Annotated in this window: 19 protein-coding genes and 1 tRNA gene; 14 read left to right on the top strand and 6 right to left on the bottom strand. The window is 61.2% G+C overall.

The genetic code is table 11. The features are described 5' to 3' along the window. Nucleotides 1–22: 22 nt before the first annotated feature. From tolB to katB, 7 genes are all read left to right on the top strand, one after another. Entirely contained in the window at nt 23–1,294 is a 1,272-nt protein-coding gene (gene tolB / locus FW789_RS07965; protein WP_189691595.1) for a Tol-Pal system beta propeller repeat protein TolB, read from the top strand. Between the two features lie 54 nt (nt 1,295–1,348). Beyond that, nucleotides 1,349–1,849 (top strand): peptidoglycan-associated lipoprotein Pal, encoded by a 501-nt coding sequence (pal, locus tag FW789_RS07960; protein ID WP_043201913.1) that lies wholly within the window; start codon nt 1,349–1,351, stop codon nt 1,847–1,849. A gap of 5 nt (nt 1,850–1,854) precedes the next feature. Beyond that, nucleotides 1,855–2,670 carry a tol-pal system protein YbgF gene (gene ybgF, locus FW789_RS07955; RefSeq protein WP_101317426.1) on the top strand — a complete coding sequence of 272 codons (816 nt, stop codon included), beginning with the start codon at nt 1,855–1,857 and terminating at the stop codon, nt 2,668–2,670. Nucleotides 2,671–2,829: 159 nt separating this feature from the next. Then, nucleotides 2,830–3,477: a 7-carboxy-7-deazaguanine synthase QueE gene (gene queE, locus FW789_RS07950; protein ID WP_103438711.1), complete on the top strand. Its 648-nt coding sequence runs from the start codon at nt 2,830–2,832 to the stop codon at nt 3,475–3,477. Nucleotides 3,478–3,500: 23 nt separating this feature from the next. Then, complete coding sequence (queC, locus tag FW789_RS07945) at nt 3,501–4,175, top strand: 7-cyano-7-deazaguanine synthase QueC (protein ID WP_207072553.1); 675 nt, start codon at nt 3,501–3,503, stop codon at nt 4,173–4,175. 62 nt (nt 4,176–4,237) lie between these two features. Next, nucleotides 4,238–4,313 (top strand) — tRNA-Lys (locus FW789_RS07940). A gap of 348 nt (nt 4,314–4,661) precedes the next feature. Further along, on the top strand, nt 4,662–6,203 hold the full coding sequence (gene katB, locus FW789_RS07935; RefSeq protein ID WP_207072554.1) for a catalase KatB: 1,542 nt from the start codon (nt 4,662–4,664) through the stop codon (nt 6,201–6,203). Between the two features lie 74 nt (nt 6,204–6,277). On the opposite strand, the gene FW789_RS07930 is transcribed toward katB, so the two are convergent. From FW789_RS07930 to FW789_RS07920, 3 genes are all read right to left on the bottom strand, one after another. Next, nucleotides 6,278–7,237, bottom strand: coding sequence for a cation diffusion facilitator family transporter (locus FW789_RS07930; RefSeq protein ID WP_103436375.1), 960 nt, complete (start codon nt 7,235–7,237; stop codon nt 6,278–6,280). 69 nt (nt 7,238–7,306) lie between these two features. Beyond that, nucleotides 7,307–9,433 carry a methyl-accepting chemotaxis protein gene (locus FW789_RS07925; RefSeq protein WP_446431275.1) on the bottom strand — a complete coding sequence of 709 codons (2,127 nt, stop codon included), beginning with the start codon at nt 9,431–9,433 and terminating at the stop codon, nt 7,307–7,309. Between the two features lie 58 nt (nt 9,434–9,491). Next, complete coding sequence (locus FW789_RS07920) at nt 9,492–10,838, bottom strand: APC family permease (RefSeq protein WP_446431274.1); 1,347 nt, start codon at nt 10,836–10,838, stop codon at nt 9,492–9,494. Nucleotides 10,839–11,365: 527 nt separating this feature from the next. Between FW789_RS07920 and FW789_RS07915 the strand changes: the two genes are divergently transcribed. Further along, complete coding sequence (locus FW789_RS07915) at nt 11,366–12,883, top strand: YdgA family protein (RefSeq protein WP_103436378.1); 1,518 nt, start codon at nt 11,366–11,368, stop codon at nt 12,881–12,883. A gap of 284 nt (nt 12,884–13,167) precedes the next feature. Then, on the top strand, nt 13,168–14,226 hold the full coding sequence (nadA, locus tag FW789_RS07910) for a quinolinate synthase NadA (RefSeq protein ID WP_103436379.1): 1,059 nt from the start codon (nt 13,168–13,170) through the stop codon (nt 14,224–14,226). Between the two features lie 48 nt (nt 14,227–14,274). Here the strand turns inward: nadA and FW789_RS07905 are convergent, their stop codons facing one another. Further along, a complete protein-coding gene (locus FW789_RS07905) occupies nt 14,275–15,708 on the bottom strand; it encodes a M48 family metalloprotease (RefSeq protein ID WP_101317440.1) in 1,434 nt (477 codons plus the stop codon). A 121-nt stretch (nt 15,709–15,829) separates the two neighbouring features. On the opposite strand from FW789_RS07905, the gene FW789_RS07900 reads away from it, so the two are divergent. Both FW789_RS07900 and FW789_RS07895 read left to right on the top strand, forming a co-directional pair. After that, a complete protein-coding gene (locus FW789_RS07900; RefSeq protein ID WP_103436380.1) occupies nt 15,830–16,069 on the top strand; it encodes a sulfurtransferase TusA family protein in 240 nt (79 codons plus the stop codon). Between the two features lie 22 nt (nt 16,070–16,091). After that, nucleotides 16,092–17,162: an AI-2E family transporter gene (locus FW789_RS07895; RefSeq protein ID WP_103436381.1), complete on the top strand. Its 1,071-nt coding sequence runs from the start codon at nt 16,092–16,094 to the stop codon at nt 17,160–17,162. Nucleotides 17,163–17,197: 35 nt separating this feature from the next. On the opposite strand, the gene FW789_RS07890 is transcribed toward FW789_RS07895, so the two are convergent. Both FW789_RS07890 and FW789_RS07885 read right to left on the bottom strand, forming a co-directional pair. Further along, nucleotides 17,198–17,671, bottom strand: a complete 474-nt coding sequence (locus FW789_RS07890; protein WP_103436382.1) for a peroxiredoxin — start codon at nt 17,669–17,671, stop codon at nt 17,198–17,200. Nucleotides 17,672–17,681: 10 nt separating this feature from the next. Next, a complete protein-coding gene (locus FW789_RS07885) occupies nt 17,682–18,242 on the bottom strand; it encodes a glycine cleavage system protein R (RefSeq protein WP_101317448.1) in 561 nt (186 codons plus the stop codon). A gap of 259 nt (nt 18,243–18,501) precedes the next feature. On the opposite strand from FW789_RS07885, the gene dapA reads away from it, so the two are divergent. The 3 genes from dapA to FW789_RS07870 are packed head-to-tail and all read left to right on the top strand — an operon-like array spanning nt 18,502 to nt 21,272. Beyond that, complete coding sequence (gene dapA, locus FW789_RS07880) at nt 18,502–19,380, top strand: 4-hydroxy-tetrahydrodipicolinate synthase (protein ID WP_446431273.1); 879 nt, start codon at nt 18,502–18,504, stop codon at nt 19,378–19,380. 17 nt (nt 19,381–19,397) lie between these two features. Beyond that, complete coding sequence (gene bamC / locus FW789_RS07875) at nt 19,398–20,513, top strand: outer membrane protein assembly factor BamC (protein WP_186697767.1); 1,116 nt, start codon at nt 19,398–19,400, stop codon at nt 20,511–20,513. Next, entirely contained in the window at nt 20,514–21,272 is a 759-nt protein-coding gene (locus FW789_RS07870) for an MBL fold metallo-hydrolase (RefSeq protein ID WP_101317454.1), read from the top strand. Nucleotides 21,273–21,277: the final 5 nt, after the last annotated feature.

Genomic DNA, 21,277 nt, shown 5'->3' with positions numbered 1-21,277 from the left:
ACTCTTTCGAGGGCTGCTGGTCATGCTCTGCTGCGTGGCAGGTATGGCCGTAGCAGAGGAAAAGAACATCCTGGTCACCAGCGGTAGCGATCGGGCCACGCCCATCGCGGTAGTACCGTTCGGCCTGCAGGGTGGCAGCGTGCTGCCAGAAGACATGGCCGACATCATCGGCAATGACCTGCGCAACTCTGGCTACTACTCGCCGATTCCAAAGCAGAACATGATCAGCCAGCCAAGCCAGGCCAGCGAAGTCATCTTCCGCGACTGGAAAGCCCTGGGCGCCCAGTACGTCATGGTCGGTAGCATCGTGCCGTCCGGTGGCCGTCTGCAGGTGCAGTACGCGCTGTTCAACGTGGCCACCGAGCAGCAAGTGCTGACTGGCAGCGTTGCCGGTACTGTCGACCAGTTGCGCGACATGTCGCACTACATCGCCGACCAGTCATTCGAGAAGCTCACCGGCATCAAGGGTGCGTTCTCCACTCGTATGCTGTACGTGACTGCCGAGCGCTTCTCTGCCAACAACACTCGCTATACCCTGCAGCGTTCGGACTACGACGGTGCCCGTGCAGTGACCCTGCTGCAGTCGCGTGAGCCGATTCTGTCGCCACGCTTCGCACCGGATGGCAAGCGCATCGCCTATGTGTCGTTCGAGCAGCGTCGCCCACGTATCTTTGTCCAGCACATCGACACCGGTCGCCGTGAGCAGATCACCAACTTCGAAGGCCTCAACGGCGCGCCAGCCTGGTCGCCGGATGGTTCGCGCCTGGCGTTCGTACTGTCCAAGGACGGCAACCCGGACATCTATGTGATGAACATGGGTTCGCGCGCGATCAGTCGCGTAACTGCCGGCCCTGGTATCAACACCGAACCGTTCTGGGGTAAAGACGGCAACACGCTTTACTTCACCTCCGACCGTGGCGGCAAGCCGCAGATCTACAAAACTTCGGTCAGTGGCGGTTCCGCCGAGCGTGTAACGTTCGTGGGTAACTACAATGCCAACCCCAAACTTTCGGCGGACGAGAAGACCCTGGTGATGATTCATCGCCAACAGGGCTTCACCAACTTCAAAGTGGCGGCTCAGGACTTGCAACGTGGAAGTGTAAAGATTCTCTCAGAGACCAGTCTTGACGAGTCCCCCACTGTTGCGCCCAACGGCACCATGCTAATCTACGCCACCCGCCAGCAGGGCCGGGGAGTCTTGATGCTCGTCTCTCTCAACGGACGCGTGAGGCTCCCGCTTCCTACCGCGCAAGGCGAAGTCAGAGAACCGTCCTGGTCCCCTTACCTGAACTGATGCGGCGTTACACCGTTTTGCTTAACACACTGGGGTTTCATTAGGAGTTTCACGATGGAAATGCTGAAGTTTGGTAAATTCGCTGCGCTGGCTCTGGCCATGGCTGTAGCTGTAGGTTGCTCTTCCAAAGGTGGCGACAACGCCGGCGAAGGCGCTGCTGTAGATCCTAACGCTGGTTACGGTGCCAACACTGGCGCTGTTGACGGCAGCCTGAGCGAAGAAGCCGCCCTGCGCGCAATCACCACCTTCTACTTCGAATACGACAGCTCGGACCTGAAGCCAGAAGCCATGCGCGCTCTGGATGTTCATGCCAAGGACCTGAAGTCCAACGGCAGCCGTGTTGTTCTGGAAGGCAACACCGACGAGCGTGGTACTCGCGAGTACAACATGGCTCTGGGTGAGCGTCGCGCCAAGGCCGTACAGCGTTACCTGGTTCTGCAGGGCGTTTCCCCTGCACAGCTGGAACTGGTTTCCTACGGTGAAGAGCGTCCAGTTGCCACCGGCAACGACGAGCAATCCTGGGCTCAGAACCGTCGCGTAGAACTGCGTAAGTAAGTCCTATGCGTACGTGCCGCCGTGCTTTGACCGTCCTCGCACTCAGCCTGCCCTTTACGGCGTGGGCTGCAGTCCCTGTAGTAGATGACAACGCGAGCAGTTATCCGCCCGCGGGTTATGGCACGAGCGGCGCCTATGCCGGAGCAGGGGCTTCAACCCCTGCTTCTGCACAGGGTCAGTTGTTCATGCAGCTGCAACAGATGCAGGATCAGATTTCCCGCCAGCAAGGCATCATCGAAGAGTTGCAAAACGATGTGTCGCGCATGAAGCAGGAAAACCTGGAGCGATACCAGGATCTGGATCGTCGCATCTCAAGTGGTGCCGCGCCTGCCGCGACTCCCGATAATTCTTCAACCGGTGGCGCATCCGATGCCGCTGCCGGTGCAGCAGCCGGCGCCGCTGGCGCTGCTGCGCAACAACCGGCCGCAGGTAGCGAGCCGGCTGATCCGGCGAAAGAAAAGCTCTACTATGATGCTGCTTTCGACCTGATCAAGCAGAAGGACTTCGACAAGGCCAGCCAGGCGTTTACCGCCTTCCTGCGCAAATACCCTAACAGCCAGTATGCCGGCAACGCGCAATACTGGCTGGGTGAGGTGAACCTGGCCAAGGGCGACCTGCAAGGTGCAGCTCAGGCGTTTGCCAAGGTCAGCCAGTCGTATCCCAAGCACAGCAAAGTGCCTGATTCCTTGTACAAGCTGGCCGACGTCGAACGTCGCCTGGGCCGTACCGACAAGGTCAAAGGCATTCTGCAGCAAGTAGTTACCCAGTACCCCGGCACTTCCGCCGCGCAACTGGCGCAACGCGACCTGCAAAAGCTCTAAGCAGCCCGTTTGTGAGAAAACCCGCGCCTGGCGCGGGTTTTTTCGTTAGACTCTTGGCCCTTTTACGTAAACACGCTGCTGCGGATAACGCCTTGTCGAGTCCGCGACAGTGCCTGAAGGAGGCGGACAGCCTGTTTAGCTGTCACGCCCGTGGCGATCATGCAAGATACCTTACGCATCACCGAAGTCTTTTACTCGTTGCAGGGTGAAACGCGCACGGCTGGCCTGCCTACCGTGTTCGTCCGCCTGACTGGCTGCCCGTTGCGCTGCCAGTACTGTGACAGCGCCTATGCCTTTACCGGCGGTACGATTCGCAGCCTTGATTCGATCATGGAGCAGGTGGCGGGCTTTCGTCCGCGGTATATCTGCGTTACCGGTGGCGAGCCATTGGCTCAGCCCAACGCGTTGCCACTGCTCGAGCGTTTGTGCGATGCAGGCTACGAGGTGTCGCTGGAAACCAGCGGCGCGCTGGATATTTCCAAAGTCGACAACCGCGTCAGCCGTGTGGTCGATCTGAAGACCCCGGCCTCGGAAGAATCGCACCGCAACCGCTACGAGAACATCGAGCTGCTGACCCGCAATGACCAGGTCAAGTTCGTCATCTGTTCGCGCGAAGACTACGACTGGGCTGTCTCCAAGCTGATCCAGTACAACCTCGATCAGCGCGCAGGCGAAGTACTGTTCTCGCCTAGCCATCATCAGGTCAGTGCCAGTGATCTGGCTGACTGGATCGTTGCCGACAACCTTCCGGTGCGCTTCCAGTTGCAGCTGCACAAGCTGCTGTGGAACGACGAACCCGGCCGCTGAAACCCAAGGACAAGGACCAAGACATGACTGACAAACGCGCGGTAATCCTGCTTTCCGGTGGCCTCGATTCGGCCACCGTGGTCGCCATGGCCCAGGCCGATGGCTACAGCTGCTACACCATGAGTTTTGACTACGGCCAGCGTCATCGCGCCGAGCTCGACGCAGCCGCGCGGGTGGCCCGCGACATGGGAGTAGTCGAGCACAAGGTGATCGGTCTCAACCTGGATGGCATCGGTGGCTCGGCGTTGACCGACAGTAGCATCGACGTGCCTGAGGCGCCTGGCGAAGGCATTCCGGTCACCTACGTGCCGGCGCGCAACACCGTGTTCCTGTCGCTGGCCCTGGGTTGGGCCGAAGTACTGCAGGCGCGCGATATCTTCATCGGCGTCAATGCGGTGGATTACTCGGGCTACCCGGACTGCCGTCCTGAGTTCGTCGAAGCATTCGAGCGCATGGCCAACCTGGCCACCAAGGCCGGTGTTGAAGGGCAGGGCTTCCGCATTCAGGCGCCGCTGCAGAACATGAGCAAAGCGCAGATCGTCCAGGCCGGGATTGCCCGCGGCGTTGATTACAGCCTGACCGTGTCCTGCTACCAGGCCGATGATCAGGGCCGTGCCTGCCGCAAGTGCGACAGCTGCCGCTTGCGCGCGGACGGCTTCAAGGCCGCAAGTGTGCAAGATCCGACCCGCTACTTTTAAGCCTTTTTACTGATGGGGTGTTGATTTCTCGTTAGAAATCAGTATTATACGCGCCATCAGAAGGGTCGTTAGCTCAGTTGGTAGAGCAGTTGGCTTTTAACCAATTGGTCGTAGGTTCGAATCCTACACGACCCACCATTTAATGAATTAGCCCGCTACCGTCACTGGTTGGCGGGCTTTTTCGTTTCTGCGGTTCCGAAAGCTGAATAATTGGATGCCCTGCTGAGCGCAAGCATTAGCCGTTTTTCGGGAGCGTTAATTCAGGATGATGCTGCTTGCATTGGCTAGCATGTCGAGCTGAAAATTAGCATTCGGCATTAATCTATTCTTTGGTAAGGTTTTTCTGATTGCGTATGCTGTATTTTGTAAGTTGTTTGAATATGTAAAAACTGATCAATTCCATTAATGGATGCTGTTTATCTTTTCTCAGGGCTTCACTATTCTCTGCGAGCGCATATGCCCAGTAGATAGATTAGGAGTCCACCGATGAGTTCCCCGCTGCATTTCTGTAAACCGGGTAAGCTTTTAGTTGCTGTAACGCTCGCTGCGAGCCTGCTGTCATTGTCTGTGCAGGCTGCGACATTGACACGTGATAATGGTGCGCCGGTAGGTGATAACCAGAATTCGCAGACCGCTGGGTCGAACGGTCCGGTACTGCTGCAAGACGTTCATCTGATGCAAAAACTGCAGCGCTTCAGCCGTGAGCGTATCCCGGAGCGTGTGGTGCATGCCCGTGGTACAGGCGTCCACGGCCATTTTACCGCCAGCGCCGACATCAGCGAGTTGAGCATGGCCAAGGTATTCGGCCCTGGCGAAAAAACGCCGGTGTTCGTACGTTTCTCCTCAGTGGTTCATGGCAACCACTCGCCGGAGACCCTGCGTGATCCGCGCGGTTTTTCAACAAAGTTCTATACCGCTGATGGCAATTGGGACTTGGTCGGTAACAACTTTCCTACTTTTTTCATCCGTGATGCTATCAAGTTCCCGGACATGGTCCACGCCTTCAAACCTGATCCGCGCACCAACCTCGACGATGACTCACGGCGCTTTGATTTCTTCTCTCATGTGCCCGAAGCAACTCGCACGCTGACCCTGCTGTATTCCAACGAGGGCACGCCGGCCAGCTATCGCGAGATGGATGGCAATAGTGTGCATGCCTATAAGTTGATAAATGCCAAGGGCGAAATCCATTACGTAAAGTTTCACTGGAAGAGTCTGCAAGGACAGAAAAACCTCGACCCCAAACAGGTCGAAGCGATGCAGGCCCGGGACTACAGTCATATGACTCACGACTTGGTTAAGGCTATCAACGAAGGCCAGTTCCCGAAATGGGACCTCTACATTCAGGTGCTCAAGCCTGAGCAGCTTGCCACGTTCGACTTCGATCCACTGGATGCGACCAAGGTTTGGCCGGGCGTGCCCGCACGCAAGATTGGCCAGATGGTACTCGACCGCAACGTCGACAATTTCTTCCAGGAAACCGAGCAGGTAGCCATGGCGCCGTCTAACCTGGTGCCGGGCATCGAGCCGTCCGAAGACCGTCTGCTTCAGGGCCGTCTTTTCTCCTATGCGGATACGCAGATGTACCGGATCGGCGCTAACGGTGCCAGCCTGCCGGTGAACCGTCCGCGTAATGAGGTTACTACCATCAACCAGGATGGTGCGGCGAACAGTGGACACACCGCGAGTGGCGTCAACTACCAACCGAGCCGCTTGCAGCCGCGGGACGAGCAGCCGAGTGCACGCTATTCGCAGATGCCTGTGAGCGGCACCACCCAGCAAACGAAGATCCAGCGCGAGCAGAACTTCAAGCAGGCGGGCGAGCTGTTCCGCGCATACAGCAAGAAAGAACAGGCCGATCTGATAAATAGCCTGGGTGGGGCATTAGCGACCGCAGATGAGGAAAGCCGCTACATCATGCTTTCATTCTTCTATAGAGCTGACAGTGACTACGGTACTGGTTTGGTTAAAGTGGCCAAGGCTGATCTGAAACGTGTTCAACAGTTGGCGGCAAAGCTGCAGGATTGAGGTGTTGGCGGGGCGGGCCTGCGGGCTCGCCTTTCATCAAGGAGGCGTCATGTTTGGATAAGTAGCCTGACCGCTTACTCAGCCCACTCCGGATCCCCGGTAAACACCACCGTGATCCACCGATCCGGCCCTTCGCCGCCCACCGCATCGCCGATTTCGTTACGCAGGGCGTCCCACTCGGCGATGGTCCGTGCCGCCATGTCGGCAGGCACGATGAAGTACAGCTCGATCTCGCGCGAGCGCCCGACCTTGGCCACATACGCCCGAAACGACTGCAGGCCATGCTTGTGCACGAAGGCCTGGGCGACGCTGTCGACGTGTTGCTTGAGGTCGCTCGGCGTAACCAGAAATATATCCGCCAAAGCCTGGCGTACCACCGACAACGGCAGCGGAATGATCACCAGACACACCAGCCCGAGCACCGCCGGGTCGATGTACGGTGAAATCCACTGCCACTGCGTGCCCTGAATCGCCAGGCCAACGCAGAAGGCAATCAACAGCGCGGCGGTAATGCTCGCCGACATGACCCAACCCTTGACGTCCATGCGCACGAAGTCGGAGTTGAGCGTGCGGTTGGCGCGGGCCTCGACCACGGCGATGGTGACGCAGGCAATCACGGTCAGTACGGCGTAGATCAGGGCGAGGCCGAATTCGAGGTCGCGGCCGCCTTCAAGCAGGCTGCTGACTGCGTTGATCAGGGCGTAGATGGCCACGCCGCTGAGCAGAATGCCATTGAGTGCCAGCACCATCGGTTCAAGGTGCCAGAAGCCCATGCTGAAGCGCTCGCGCAACTTGCGCGACATCTGCGCGCTGCTGACGTGGGCGGTGATCAGCTTGACCACCACCAGCGACAAGCCGCTCATGCTGGCGTCGACCAGCGAATAGACGCCGTCGAACACAATCGAGAACGAGCCCGAAGCCAGGCCGAAGGCGATACCGATGGTGGCGATGAACAGCGTGACTGCGATCGAGGTGCGCAGTAGGCCCTGCTCGCAGGTCAGGTCGAAAAAAGCCGGTTTGGGTGAGATCTGCATAACTGAAACTCTTGTACGGCGGTAAATGCCGGGGGATAGCGGCCTCGGCATTGCCGAGGTCAGTACAGACTAGACGTGAAACTGCGCCATCAATGCTTGTTGCTGATTGGCCAGGTGGTTCAGCGCCTGGCTGATGCGCGCCGATTCGTCTGCCTGGCCGGCGAGCGAGTCGGTGACGTCGCGAATGCCGGCCACATTGCGGTTAACTTCTTCGGCCACGGCGCTTTGCTCTTCGGCAGCCGAGGCGATCTGCAGGTTCATGTCGGTGATCACTGCGACGGCCTCGCCAATGCGCTGCAGCGCGGGCATCGCCTGCTCCATCTGCTGCGCACTGTCCTGCGCCTGGCGCTGGCCGGCCTGCATGGTGCCGACCACGGCTTCACTGCCTTGCTGCAGGCCTTCGATCACCTGGCGGATCTCCTCGACTGATACCTGGGTACGCTGGGCCAGGCTGCGCACCTCATCGGCCACCACCGCGAAACCGCGCCCGGCTTCGCCGGCGCGGGCTGCTTCGATGGCGGCGTTGAGTGCAAGCAGGTTGGTCTGCTCGGCAATGGCGCGGATCACCTCCAGCACCGAGCCGATCTGCTCGCTGCGGCTCTCCAACGCTTTCGCCTGGCCCATCGCCGCATCCATGTCGCTGGCCAGTTGGGCGATTGCCCTGCGGGTGTCGGCTACCCGCTGCAGGCCTTCGCGGCTGGCCTGATCGGCGCCGCGTGCCGCCTGGGCGGCTTGCGCGGCGTTGTGGGCGACGTCCTGCGCGGTAGCGCTCATCTCATTGGCGGCGGTTGCTACCTGCTCGATCTCGCGTTGCTGCTGTTGCATGCCGTTGCTGGTCTGGCTGGCGATGGCGGCGGACTGGTCCGCCGTAGTGCGTGCGTCCTGTAGCGAGGCTTTTACCTGGGCAATCACCGGTTGCAGCTTGTCGAGAAAACGGTTGAACCAGCCGGTCAACTGGCCCAGTTCATCATCGCGGGCGTAGTCCAGCCGGCGGGTCAGGTCGCCTTCGCCGCTGGCGATGTCTTGCAGACGCCGGGCTACCATGAGGATTGGCCGGGTGACGCCACGCGCGGTCAGCCAGACCAGCAGCAAGCCCAGCACCGCTGCAAACAGGCCGATGGCCAGGCTGATCAGGTTGGCGTCCTGGTTGTGCCCGGCCAGGCGTTGGTTCAGCGCTACTGCCGGCGCCTGCAGCACAGCCTCGGGCAGCTCCAGCAGAACTTGCCACGGGGCGGCGTCAGGGATAGGCGCAAATGGCTGCGAGACGCGCATCTGGCCGTGATCCAGGCGCCGCACTGGCTGCCCGGCAAGCAAGCTGGGCAGCAGCTCGCGGGCCGGGCCGCTGAGCACTTGTTCGAGCGGTTTGCTCAGTTGCGCGGCATCGGCGCTGTGGCCGGCGAGCAAGCCCGCCGGGCTGACAATGCTGACCTGGCCTTGGCCATCGAACAGCTCCTGACGGCCGCTCAGGCTCAACTGCTGGAGGTTGTCCAGGCTGATGTCCAGGCCGACTACGGCGATGACCTTGCCGTTATCCATGATTGGCAGGGCGATGCTGGTAATCAGCACCTGCTGGCCGTTGATTTCGTCGAAGTAGGGATCGACCACGCAAGCCTTGGCGGTTTGCTCCGGGCAGGTCAGCCAGCGGTTGTAGGGCGAGCCGTTGGCGCCAATGCTGCTGTCGGCAAGCATCGCCTCGGGCATGGCTTCGGCGGTCAGCGTGCCAGACTGTGCTTGCGACCAGTACAGCGAGAAGCGCCCGCTGTCGTTGCTGCCATCCTGGGGCTGGTTGATGAAGCGCGCATCCTGTCTGTCGAGGGCGTTCGGTTGGAACACCAGATACAAGCCGATCAGGCCAGGATTGCCCACCAGCGCCGCGCGTGCCTGTGCGCTCAATGATGCGCGTAGATCGCTGTCGCCGCGCTGCCTGAGCACCTGCACCAGGCGGCTGAAACCGCTGCCGTATTGGTAGGCATCCATGAAGTAGCGCTGAATGCGCAGTGCCTGGGTTTCGGCCTGAGCCTGCAGGCGCAGGCGGGCGCTGTGGTCGAGCAGTTCGCTGTTGGCGCTGAACACCTGTGCTGCGCTGCGGCGCGCCTGGGTCAGCGAGGTGGCCACCAGCAGGGCAACAATGACCAGCAGGCACAGGCCGGCGAGAAGGGTGATCTTCCACTGGATGGAAAGGCGGCGCGGGAGCATGGGTTTTCCTTCTCGAGCAGAGCGACGCCCGCATCAAGCGGGCGTCGGTGGGGGAGGCTCAGTCAGCGATACAGTTGGGCGGCGCGATGCGAAACGCCTTGGTCAGCCAGCCGAGGTAGATCAGCCCGGCCAGTGCCCAGGCGCCGCCAAACAGCAGCGAGTGCTGATTCAGGTCCAGCCACAGCGAGACGATGATGCAAAAGCCAATGGTCGGCAGCACCAAGTACTTGAAGGTCTGGGCCAGGCTCTTGCGACTTTTCTCGCGCAGGTAGCAGTGGTTGATCACCGCCAGATTGACGAAGCTGAACGCAACCAATGCGCCGAAGTTGATCACCGAGGTGGCTGTGACCAGATCAAAGAAGATCGCGGACAATGCCACCAGGCCGACCACGGCAATGTTCAGCACCGGCGTCTTGTAACGAGGGTGCAGGCGGGCGAACACCCGAGTCGGGATCACCCCGTCGCGGCCCATCACATACAGCAGCCGTGACACGCTGGTCTGCGAGGCCAGGCCCGAGGCGATGGTGTTGATCACCGTGCAGGCGATAAACACCGACTGGAACAACTTGCCACCGACATACAGGGCGATTTCCGGCAGCGCCGCTTCCTGGTCATGGAAGCGCTGCATGGTCGGGAAATAGGCCTGGATGAAGTAGGACACAAGAATGAACACCACACCGCCGATCAAGGCGGTGAGGAAGATCGCCCGCGGAATGGTCTTGCCCGGATCGCGAGTTTCTTCCGACAGGCAGGTCACCGCATCGAAACCCAGGAACGAGAAGCACAGAATGGTCGCACCGGCGGCCAGCGCGCTGAACTGCACCTGTGGGTCGACAAACGGGATCAGGCTCCAGGCCGTGCCCAGGCCCTCGCCATGCTCAAGGCCACGTGCGCAGAGGTAGATGAACACACTGATGATTGCCACCTGCACGGCAACGAACAGAGCATTGAAGTGGGCCACCAGGTTGACGCTGCGCATGTTGACCAGGCTGATCAGGGTGACGAAGCCGGCCACCCAGACCCACTGCGGCACCTCCGGAAACATCGCCGACAGGTACAACTTGGCCAGCAGGGCGTTGACCATTGGCAGCAGCAGGTAATCAAGCAGCGATGACCAGCCAACCAGAAAACCCACGTGTGGATTGATCGCCCGCTGGGTGTAGGTGTATGCCGAGCCAGACTGCGGAAAACGCCGTACCAGCGTGCCGTAGCTCACCGCGGTGAACAGCACGCCCAGCAGCGCCAGGATGTAGGCGCTGGGCACATGCCCGGCAGTAATCCCGGAAACGATGCCAAAGGTGTCGAAGACGGTCATCGGCGTCAGGTAAGCCAGGCCGATGATCACCACATGCCACAGGCGCAGCGATTTGCGGAACTGGCCGCTGGTGCTTGGTTCAGGCTGCATGCGCGCGATGCTCCTGAGCCTGAACGGTGGGCGAGTGGGCGGGCGGGCACAGCCAGGTCGTGCGGATGAGCTCCATGTTGTTCACCTTTTATGTCGGAGCGAGGGCGGGCGCATGCGAGGCGCCGGTGGCATGGCTGACAGTGCCGCAGCGAAGTTCAAGGCGCGCAGAGTCCCTTGTGGGGCGAGTAAGCGCGCTGCGGTTGTTCTTCGTTGTTAGGCGCTGAAGCAAGGTGGTTAAAATAAAAAACGATGCGGGGTGGGGTGTCAAGTTAAACATGACAAGATGTAACGAAAATCGAGCGTTTATCGGGTTTTTGCCGCTTAATCTCCAAGGTAAGTGCGAATTTTCATTCAGAGACAGATTTTAATGTCCGTAAAAATTTACAATCACTGATTGCCAAACACATCCTCAGCAAATTTTTGCCCGCTGAGCCCGGCGCATCCGACAGGCGTCAGTGGTACCCTTCGTGCCCAGCGCGACGGTGTCGCACCCAGTCCCCCCTTATGGAAAGCAATCGGTTCAATTCATGAAGAAATCAGTAGGCATTCTCTCCGGCCTGGCCGTCGCCATCGCCATCGCAGCCACCGCTGGCGCTTGGTACACCGGCAAGCAACTGCCCGCCGAGTTGCAGGCTTCGGTCACTCGTGCCAACGAAGAACTGCTCAAGGCCACTGCCGGTACCGGCGGCAGCATGAGCCTGGAACTGACCTCGCTGGAGCAGCACCTGTACAGCAGCACCGCGCACTACCGGCTCAAGGCCAAGGATGTGTGGTTGGGCGAAGGCCAGGCGCTGAACTTCGATGTCGGCATCACTGATCAGCTTGAGCACGGGCCATTTCCGTGGTCGCGGGTCAAGGCGCTGAAACTGATGCCGGTGATGGTCTCGAGCAACAGCGTGCTCGACAAGGACGAAGCCACAGCCAAGTGGTACAGCGCTGCGGGCGAGCAATCGCCGATCACCGCCAATGTCGATGTCGGTTATGGCGGTCATATCGACAGCGATGTTCGCTTTGCGCCGATCAAGCTCAATGAGGTAGACGGCAACAGCGTCGACTTCTCCGGCATGCAGGTGTTGCTCAGCGGCGACCGTGAAGGCAAGGCTGTGAAGATTCACGCCAACGCTGATCGTCTGCAGATGAAACTGGTGGGTGCAGACCATCCGCCAGCGACCTTCACCCTGGATAAGTTCAAGGTCGGCGGCAACCTGGCCAGCACCGACCACGACATGGTCTATGTCGGCAACGTCGATGTTCTGCTTGGCCAACTGGAGGCTGTGCTTGGGCCAAAGCAGGAAGTGATGCTGCTCAAAGACCTGGAGCAAACCAACCTGTACACCGCCGAAGGTGCTGACAAGATCGGTGCGCGAATCGCGTACAAGGTTGGCGACATCAACTACGCCAACCGCGCCGTCGGCAGCGGCAAGATGGTCGTGACCATGAACTCGGTCGACGTACCGGCCCTGCAGTCGCTGGCCGAGTGGTACCAGACCAAGCTGCCTGAGGTGCAGGCCATGCAAGCGGCCACTGCTGCTGGCGAGCCAATGCCGTCGTTCAACATGAGCGAGGAAGAGAAGGTCAAGGTTCAGGCAGACCTGCAGAAGATGCTTGCCGCCAAACCAAAGCTGGCCCTGGAGGAGTTGTCGTTCAAGACTGCCAATGGCCAGAGTCACTTCAAGCTGGCGCTGGACTTCGCCGCGCCGAGCTCGTTCGACCTGCCGCCTGATCAACTGGCCAAGCAACTGATCAGCCAGCTCAACGGCGAACTGCTGGTGTCCAAGCCGATGGTCGGCGACCTCACTGCCTTGCAGGCCCTGCTCGAAGGCCAGACCGACCCTCAGGCGATTGCCCAGCAGTCCAGTCAGGCCGGTGAAATGCTCGGCATGATGGCGCTGCAGAGCGGCATGGCCACGGTCAAGGGCGACGACGTCGTGTCCAACCTGCACTACGCCGATGGCATGGTCGACTTCAACGGCAAGAAAATGACCGTCGAAGAGTTCGCCATGATCTTCGCTGCGCACCTGGCGGCGCTGTCGCCGCAGGGCTGACGTTTTGCTGGCGGGGCTGTAGTGATGGCGGGGCAAGCCCGCGCTCGCTCGGTCCCGCAGGTGGCAGTGCTTGCGCGCCGTCGGGCCAGTTACGTTGGCCTGATTGGCACGCGCAGAAATCGCTTTTGCAAAGACCTGATTGGCTGTAGCCTTCGGCGCGATAATAATCCGCGCCCGCAGAAGGCCGTGATGGCCTGTCTGGCCGTCCGGCGTCATTAGCCTGACTGCCAGGGCTCGGTGATACTCTTGACTGACGCGCACGCGCGCCCGCAGGTCCAGCGATCATGACCCAGATTTCCGAACGGCTGTTGGTTCAAGCTCACCTTGATGCCAAGCAACCCCATCCCCTGACGCCCGCGCAGGAGGCCGAATACCGTGCGGCCATCGCTGCCGAGCTCAAGGCCCAGAATGCTGTGCTGGTTGCGCATTTCTATTGTGACCCGGTAATCCAGGCCTTGGCCGAAGAAACCGGCGGCTGTGTTTCCGACTCGCTGGAAATGGCCCGCTTCGGCAAGAACCACCCGGCCGACACCGTGATTGTCGCCGGCGTGCGCTTCATGGGCGAAACGGCAAAGATCCTCACCCCGGAAAAACGCATCCTGATGCCAACCCTGGAAGCTACCTGCTCGCTCGACCTGGGTTGTCCGGTAGAAGAGTTTTCGGCGTTTTGTGACAAGCACCCCGAACGAACCGTGGTGGTGTATGCCAACACGTCGGCTGCGGTCAAGGCACGTGCCGACTGGGTAGTGACCTCCAGTTGCGCGCTGGAAATCGTCGAAACCCTGATGGATAACGGCGAAAAAATCATCTGGGGGCCGGACCAGCACCTGGGCCGCTATATCCAGAAGAAGACCGGCGCCGACATGCTGCTGTGGGACGGTGCCTGCATCGTCCATGAGGAGTTCAAGTCGCGCCAGCTCGCCGACATGAAAGCGCTGCATCCGGATGCGGCGATTCTGGTCCACCCGGAGTCGCCTGAGTCGGTGATCGAACTGGCGGATGCGGTAGGCTCGACCAGCCAGCTGATCAAGGCGGCGCAGACACTGCCGAACAAGACCTTCATCGTCGCCACCGACAGCGGCATCTTCTACAAGATGCAGCAGCTGTGCCCGGACAAGGTCTTTGTCGCCGCGCCTACCGCGGGCAATGGCGCCGCCTGCCGCAGCTGTGCGCACTGCCCATGGATGGCGATGAATACCCTCGAGCGCACCCTCGACTGCCTGCGCACCGGCAGTAACGAGATCCTGGTCGACCCCGCCTTGATCCCGCGCGCGATCAAACCGCTCAACCGCATGCTCGACTTCACTCAGGCGGCCCGCCTGAAGTTGTCCGGCAACGCCTGATCCGCAGCTTGGGCGACGCCGGGCAAACCGGCGCCGCCTGAACGCTGCTTAACGCATCATGTCCTTGACCATCCGCTGCTGCTCGAGAATCTGCCGCTGACGGGCGTCGATCTGCGACGCCAGCGGGAAGTTGCTGCCCGCGCGGCGTTTGGCGAAGTCGAGCTGCTGCACTGCCTGGTCAAAATCACCGACCAGCGTGAAGTACTCGGCGCGTGCCCGGTGCAGGCCAATGGTATTGCCCGACAGGCCGCGCACTTCAGCCACTTCGTACCAGACGTCCGGGTCGTCCGGGCGCTTCTTGACCAGGTCATCCAGCACTTTCTCAGCCTCAGCCGGCTTGCCCTGCTTGATGAGCAGGTCGGCGCGCGCCTGCTGCAGCGGATAATTGTTCGGATACAGGCTGCGTAGCCGCTCGACCCGCTGCTGTGCGTCGGCCAGGCGATTGTTGGTGATCTCCAGGTCGATCTGCGCCAGGTTGTAGGTGATGTCGTTGGGGGCCTTGGCCAGCAGTTGCTTGAGGTTGTCCCGCGCTTCGTTGAGGCTGCCGCCCTTGATCTGCGCCAAGGCAAGGCCGTAGCGGGCAGCATCCAGCTTGGGGTCATCCGCGAGTTGATCGCGGAAGCGCTTGGCCGCAAGCCCTGGCGTACCTTCGTAGGTCAAGGCGACGCGGGCGCGAATCAGCTGATAACGCAGGCTGTCCTCGACGCCGCCTTTGGGCATCTGTTCGGCGCGGTTGCGGGTGTCGGCGATACGCGATTCGGTCACCGGGTGAGTCAGGAGAAACTCCGGCGGCTTGGCGCCGTAGCGGTACTGCCGGGCCAGGCGCTCGAACATGCTCGGCATGGTGCGTGGGTCGAAGCCGGCTTTTTCCAGGTTCTGGATGCCGATGCGGTCGGCTTCCTGCTCGTTCTGCCGCGAGAAGCGCCGTTGCTCCTGAATCGCCGCTGCCTGGGTGCCGGCAATCAGGCCAATACCGGCATCGCCGCCACCACCGGCTGCCAGTACGATGCCGGCCAACAGTGCGGCCATCATCGGCACCTGCATGCGCTGCTGAGCTTCTATCCCTCGGGCAAAGTGGCGTTGCGACAAGTGGGCCAGTTCGTGGGCCAGTACCGAGGCGTATTCACCTTCAGTCTGGGCATTGAGGAACAGCCCGCCGTTGACCCCGACAATTCCCCCGGGAGCCGCGAAGGCGTTCAGCTCGCGGCTGTCGATAAGCACGAATTCCAACCGGCGGTCCTGCAGCTGGCTGGTCTCGGCCAGGCGATAGACGCTGGTTTCGACGTAGTCCTTGAGCTGCGGATCATTCAACTGGCGCACTTGCCCGCGCAGCAGGCTGAGCCACGCGCGGCCGAGTTCATGTTCTTGCTGCGGAGAAACGATTGCAGAACTGGCATCGCCCAGCGACGGCAGGTCATCGGCATGCCCAGGCAGGGCCATCAGGCAGGCCAGCGTCAGCAGGGTAGGGCGCAGTAGATTCATGCACGAAGCTCGCGTCGGATCAAAGACCCGTACTGTAGCCCGCTCACACCTTGGCGACCAGTGGCGGTATCCTACCAGGCTTGTCTGCCATGCACCGTTGCCACCGCCAGGAGCCCCTTGGATGATCGATACCCTGACCTGCGACGCCGAAGTCGATGCCAGCGGGCTGAACTGCCCATTGCCGCTGCTCAAGGCAAAAATGCAGCTTAACCAGATGGCAGCGGGCGCAGTGCTCAAGGTGATTTCCACCGACGCCGGCTCGCAGCGCGACTTCAGCACTTTCGCCCGTTTGTCCGGTCATAGCCTGCTGCAACAAAGCGCCGAAGCCGGCGTGTATACCTACTGGCTGCGCAAGGCCTGAGTACTCCGCCCAAGGATCGTCAATGTTCAAAGTGCTTCGTGACTGGATGCAGCGCTACTTCTCCGATGAAGAAGCCGTAGTCCTGACAGTCCTGCTGGTTCTGGCCTTTACCGCCGTGCTCACCCTCGGCGGCATGCTCGCGCCAGTGCTGGCGGGGATGGTGCTGGCGTATCTGATGCAGGGCCTGGTCAACGCCCTGGAGCGGATGCGGGTGCCCAGCGGTGTTGCCGTGGGCGTGGTGTTCGCCTTGTTCATCGGCGCGCTGGGGGTATTTCTGCTGGTGCTGGTGCCGCTGCTCTGGCACCAGTTGATCACCCTGTTGAACGAGCTGCCGGGAATGCTCGGTAAATGGCAGTCGCTGCTGTTGCTGCTGCCTGAGCGCTATCCGCACCTGGTCTCTGACGAGCAGGTGCTGCGCGCGATCGAATCGGTGCGCGGTGAGATCGGCAAGTTTGGCCAATGGGCGCTGACCTTCTCGCTGTCGAGCCTGCCGCTGCTGGTCAGCGCCATGATCTATCTGGTGCTGGTGCCGATTCTGGTGTTCTTCTTCCTCAAGGACCGCGAGTTGATCGGGCGCTGGGTCAGCGGCTACTTGCCGCGTGAACGCAGGCTGCTGACCCGGGTCGGTGACGAGATGAACCGGCAGATCGCCAATTACATTCGCGGCAAGGGCATCGAGATTCTAATCTGCGGGATCGCCACCTACATCGCCTTCATCAGCCTGGGGCTCAACTACGCCGCGCTGCTGGCGCTGTTGGTCGGGCTGTCGGTGGTGGTGCCGTACGTGGGGGCGGTGGTGGTCACCGTGCCGGTCACCTTGATCGCGCTGTTCCAGTGGGGCTGGGGCGATCAGTTCATCTACCTGATGGCGGTATACGCGATCATTCAGGCGCTGGACGGCAACGTGCTGGTGCCGTTGCTGTTCTCTGAGGCGGTCAGCCTGCATCCAGTCGCGATCATCTGCGCGGTGCTGCTGTTTGGCGGGCTGTGGGGCTTCTGGGGGATCTTCTTCGCCATCCCGCTGGCGACCCTGTTCAAGGCCGTGCTGGATGCCTGGCCACGTCAGGAACCGCCGGTGGCGCCACTGCTGTAACGAAATCGGGGCCGCGCAATGCGGCCCCGATCGTTTCAGCCCTTGTTCAGGGCCTGAGCCGCTGCAAGCACGGCATCGACATGGCCTGGCACTTTCACGCCGCGCCATTCCTGACGCAGAACACCGTCCTTGTCGATCAGGAAGGTGCTGCGGTCAACACCCATGTATTCCTTGCCGTAGAGCTTTTTCAGCTTGATCACGTCGAACAGTTGGCAGAGCGCCTCGTCCTTGTCGCTGATCAGCTCGAAGGTGAAGCCTTGCTTGGCCTTGAAGTTCTCGTGCGACTTCAGGCCGTCACGCGAGACGCCGAACACCACGGTGTTGGCCGCGGCAAACGCGTCGAGTTGATCGCGAAAGCCCTGGCCCTGAGTGGTGCAGCCGGGGGTGCTGTCCTTGGGGTAGAAATACAGCACCACCTGCTTGCCTTTGAGCTCAGCCAGGCTGACGCTCTGGCCGCTGGTGGCCTGGGCCTGGAAGTCGGCGACAGGTTGATCGAGGGTTACCGCCATGTGAGGCTCCTTACACCGGGTTTTGAGGGCGCCATGGTTCGATCAGGGCATCCAGGTTCAGTGCATCGGCAAAGTCCAGGAACTGATCGCGCAGCCAGCTGATCTGGGTGCCAGCCGGCAATACCACGGTGAACTGGGCGTTGAGCATGCTGCTGCCGGTCTGCGGCGCCAGATAGGTATCGCAGGTCATGGCTTCGAGCTCGACGTTGTGGTCGAGGAAGAACTGGCACAGCTCGTTGATGATGTCCGGGCGATAGGCGGCGCTGACATAGGCCACATAAGGCAGGGCCTGCGGGCGCACTTCCTGATCGGCGCTGCGCACCACATCAAGGGTCAGGCCGTGCTTCTTGCCCAGGCCTGGCAGGGTGGCTTCAAGACGGGCAAGGGCATCCCAGCTGCCACCGACCTGCAACACCAAGGCGCTGGTTTCGCCGTGGCGCGACAGGCGCGAGGTGACTACCGCGCAACGATTGTCGACGGCGGCGCGGCTGAGAACGTTGGCCAGCTCCATGGGATTGGGGCCCAGGGCACTGATGACAAGGAATTGTTCGCGGACTGTGGGGGTGGACATGCAGCATTCCTAAAACGATGAGCGGTCGGTGCAGGACCTGGGACAGCCTCCATTACACGAGGTTCTGAGCCGATTGCAGCGGCTCTAGACACCCGCGGGAGGCACTGTCGACGGCCCGGCGGGCCGCTCTGCACTGATCAAAGGATCAAGGGTAGCGAAAAGCAGCGCCGAGGGGAATGCTCCGCCCGCCAGCTTTGCTTGTGCAAGGCCGATGGCGCCAGTACCATTACCGCTCTCTTTTTCCGGCAGGAGCAGTTACATGATTGCGGGCAGTATGGTGGCACTGGTCACTCCCATGGATGCACAAGGGCGTCTGGACTGGGACAGCCTCGGCAAGCTTGTAGACTTCCACCTGGAAAAAGGCACTCATGCGATCGTCGCCGTCGGTACCACCGGCGAGTCGGCAACCCTCGATGTCGAAGAGCACATCCAGGTCATCGAATTTGTAGTCAAGCGTGTCAACGGCCGTATTCCGGTCATTGCCGGCACCGGTGCAAACTCCACCTCCGAAGCCGTGCACCTGACCCAGAACGCCAAGAACGCCGGTGCCGACGCCTGCCTGCTGGTGGTGCCGTACTACAACAAGCCGACCCAGGAAGGCCTGTATCAGCACTTCAAACTGATCGCCGAGTCGGTCGACATCCCGCAGATTCTGTACAACGTGCCCGGCCGCACCTCCTGCGACATGCAGGCCGAGACCGTGATCCGTCTGTCCACCGTGCCGAACATCATCGGTATCAAGGAAGCCACCGGCGACCTGGTCCGGGCCAAGGACATCCTCGATGGCGTCAGCAGCGACTTCATCGTGCTGTCCGGTGATGATCCGACCGCGGTCGAGCTGATCCTGCTTGGCGGCAAGGGCAATATCTCCGTTACCGCCAACGTCGCCCCGCGCGAAATGGCCGATCTGTGCGAGGCCGCGCTGACCGGCGATGCCGACAAGGCCCGCGCAATCAACGAACAACTGATGCCGCTGCACAAAGACCTGTTCTGCGAAGCCAACCCGATTCCGGTGAAGTGGGCGCTCGTGGAAATGGGCCTGATGCACAAAGGCATTCGCCTGCCACTGACCTGGCTGAGCGAGAACTGTCACGAAAAAGTCCGTACTGCCTTGAGCAAGTCCGGCGTACTGGTTTAATCGAGGAAGTACACCGCATGAAGCGATTGGCTGGTCTATCCGCCCTTGCCCTGATCATTTCCAGCACCAGCGGCTGCGGCTGGCTGTGGGGCGACGAGGGTTATTTCCGCGACCGCGGTAGCGATTACCTGCAGGCGCAACCGACCGCGCCGATGCAGCTGCCGGCAGACGTGGCCAACGTCAAACGCCTCGATCCGCTGTTGCCGATCCCGCGTAACGTTGCCGACGACACCGCCACTGGCGAATACGAAGTGCCGCGTCCGCAGCCGCTGTCGGCTGCTGCCGACATCAGCGACTTTACCCTGCAGCGCAGCGGTAACAGCCGTTGGGTGCTGGCCCAGCGTTCGCCTGCCGAAACCTGGCCGGTGGCGCATCAGTTCTTTGAAGACAACGGCTTCCGCATCGCTGAAGAGCGCCCGCAGACCGGCGAATTCACCACCACCTGGCAGCGCTTCGACGAACTGTCGGCTTCGCTTGGCCAGCGCCTGGCCAGCTCGGCCAGCAGCGCCGAGAGTGAAGTACGTGTTCGCGTACGCATGGAACCCGGCGTGCAGCGCAACACCTCCGAGGTGTTCGTGGTCAGCGTCGAGCGTCCGGCTGGCAGCACTGCCCAAACCGATTTCCCGAGCAACTCGACCAACACCGGCGTCGATGCGCTGCTGGTCGACGAGATGCTCGCCAGCATGAACCGTAGCGCCGAGAAGGGCGGTTCGGTTTCGCTGCTGGCTGAGCGCGACTTCGATGCCCCGAGCCGGGTCAGCCTGAGCGAAGACGGCAGCGGCAACCCGGTGCTCAACGTCGGTTCCGACCTCGACCGCGCCTGGTCTGGCGTCGGCCGTGCGCTGGAGCAGGGCGAATGGCGCGTTGAAGACATCAACCGCAGCCTGGGCCTGTACTACATCAACTTGTCCGAGAAACCCGAAGACAAGAACAACCAGCCCGGCTTCTTCAGCCGCCTGTTCGGCAGCGAGCCGACCCAGGAAGAGCGTGAAGAGCGCGCCGAGCGTTATCAGGTACGCCTGAGCAAGGTTGGCGAGAGCGTGCAGGTAACGGTCGAGAAAAACATCAACACCGTGGCCCCGGCCGATGTCGCCCGCCGCGTGCTGAGCGCCATTCAGGACCGTTTGGGTTAAGTGCGCTTCGCAGTACTTGGAAGCGGCAGCCAGGGCAACGGCACGCTGATCGCCAGTGGTGACACGTACATCCTGGTCGATTGCGGGTTTTCCCTGCGGGAAACAGAGCGGCGCCTGGCGCTGCTCGGGGTCTCGCCAGCACAGCTGAGCGCGGTGCTGGTCACCCACGAACATGCCGACCACGTGCATGGCGTGGGTTTGCTGTCGCGGCGCTACAATGTACCGGTCTACCTCAGCCAGGGCACCTTGCGCGGCTTGCGCAAGCCGGTCGAGGTCGCCGGTTTTCTGGGTTGTGGTGACAGCATCAGCATCGGCGCGCTGCAGGTCAGCGCGGCGCGGGTCGAGCACGACGCCCATGAGCCGCTGCAGTACGTGCTCAGCGATGGTCGCCGGCGCTTCGGCATGCTCACCGACCTGGGCTGCTACGACGCCCGGCTGCTGGAGCGCTATCAAGGGCTGGATGCCCTGCTGATCGAAGCCAACCATTGCCGCGACTTGCTTGCCCGCGGTCACTACCCGCACTTCCTGAAGTTGCGCGTAGGCGGCAGCCAAGGACATTTGAACAACCACCAGGCCGCCAACCTGGTGGCCGAGCTGGGCTGGCAGCACCTGCAACACCTGGTGCTGGCGCATCTCAGCAGCAAGAACAACCTGCCACAGCTGGCCCGTCAGTGCTTTGTCGACGCCCTAGGGTGCGACCCGGACTGGCTGCAAGTGGCGAATCAGGAACATGGGCTCGACTGGCGCGAAATCGCCTAGCCCAC

It is taken from the genome of Pseudomonas sp. 1121_17 (assembly GCF_052850745.1).
The sequence above is the reverse complement of the archived record's forward strand: the minus strand, read 5'-3'. Positions and strand labels throughout refer to the sequence as shown.

Excerpts from the sequence above, each read along its gene's own strand:
- tolB (WP_189691595.1), top strand. The coding sequence starts at position 23 with ATGCTCTGCTGCGTGGCAGGTATGGCCGTAGCAGAGGAAAAGAACATC.
- pal (WP_043201913.1), top strand. The coding sequence starts at position 1,349 with ATGGAAATGCTGAAGTTTGGTAAATTCGCTGCGCTGGCTCTGGCCATG.
- ybgF (WP_101317426.1), top strand. The coding sequence starts at position 1,855 with ATGCGTACGTGCCGCCGTGCTTTGACCGTCCTCGCACTCAGCCTGCCC.
- queE (WP_103438711.1), top strand. The coding sequence starts at position 2,830 with ATGCAAGATACCTTACGCATCACCGAAGTCTTTTACTCGTTGCAGGGT.
- queC (WP_207072553.1), top strand. The coding sequence starts at position 3,501 with ATGACTGACAAACGCGCGGTAATCCTGCTTTCCGGTGGCCTCGATTCG.
- katB (WP_207072554.1), top strand. The coding sequence starts at position 4,662 with ATGAGTTCCCCGCTGCATTTCTGTAAACCGGGTAAGCTTTTAGTTGCT.
- FW789_RS07930 (WP_103436375.1), bottom strand. The coding sequence starts at position 7,237 with ATGCAGATCTCACCCAAACCGGCTTTTTTCGACCTGACCTGCGAGCAG.
- FW789_RS07925 (WP_446431275.1), bottom strand. The coding sequence starts at position 9,433 with ATGCTCCCGCGCCGCCTTTCCATCCAGTGGAAGATCACCCTTCTCGCC.
- FW789_RS07920 (WP_446431274.1), bottom strand. The coding sequence starts at position 10,838 with ATGCAGCCTGAACCAAGCACCAGCGGCCAGTTCCGCAAATCGCTGCGC.
- FW789_RS07915 (WP_103436378.1), top strand. The coding sequence starts at position 11,366 with ATGAAGAAATCAGTAGGCATTCTCTCCGGCCTGGCCGTCGCCATCGCC.
- nadA (WP_103436379.1), top strand. The coding sequence starts at position 13,168 with ATGACCCAGATTTCCGAACGGCTGTTGGTTCAAGCTCACCTTGATGCC.
- FW789_RS07905 (WP_101317440.1), bottom strand. The coding sequence starts at position 15,708 with ATGAATCTACTGCGCCCTACCCTGCTGACGCTGGCCTGCCTGATGGCC.
- FW789_RS07900 (WP_103436380.1), top strand. The coding sequence starts at position 15,830 with ATGATCGATACCCTGACCTGCGACGCCGAAGTCGATGCCAGCGGGCTG.
- FW789_RS07895 (WP_103436381.1), top strand. The coding sequence starts at position 16,092 with ATGTTCAAAGTGCTTCGTGACTGGATGCAGCGCTACTTCTCCGATGAA.
- FW789_RS07890 (WP_103436382.1), bottom strand. The coding sequence starts at position 17,671 with ATGGCGGTAACCCTCGATCAACCTGTCGCCGACTTCCAGGCCCAGGCC.
- FW789_RS07885 (WP_101317448.1), bottom strand. The coding sequence starts at position 18,242 with ATGTCCACCCCCACAGTCCGCGAACAATTCCTTGTCATCAGTGCCCTG.
- dapA (WP_446431273.1), top strand. The coding sequence starts at position 18,502 with ATGATTGCGGGCAGTATGGTGGCACTGGTCACTCCCATGGATGCACAA.
- bamC (WP_186697767.1), top strand. The coding sequence starts at position 19,398 with ATGAAGCGATTGGCTGGTCTATCCGCCCTTGCCCTGATCATTTCCAGC.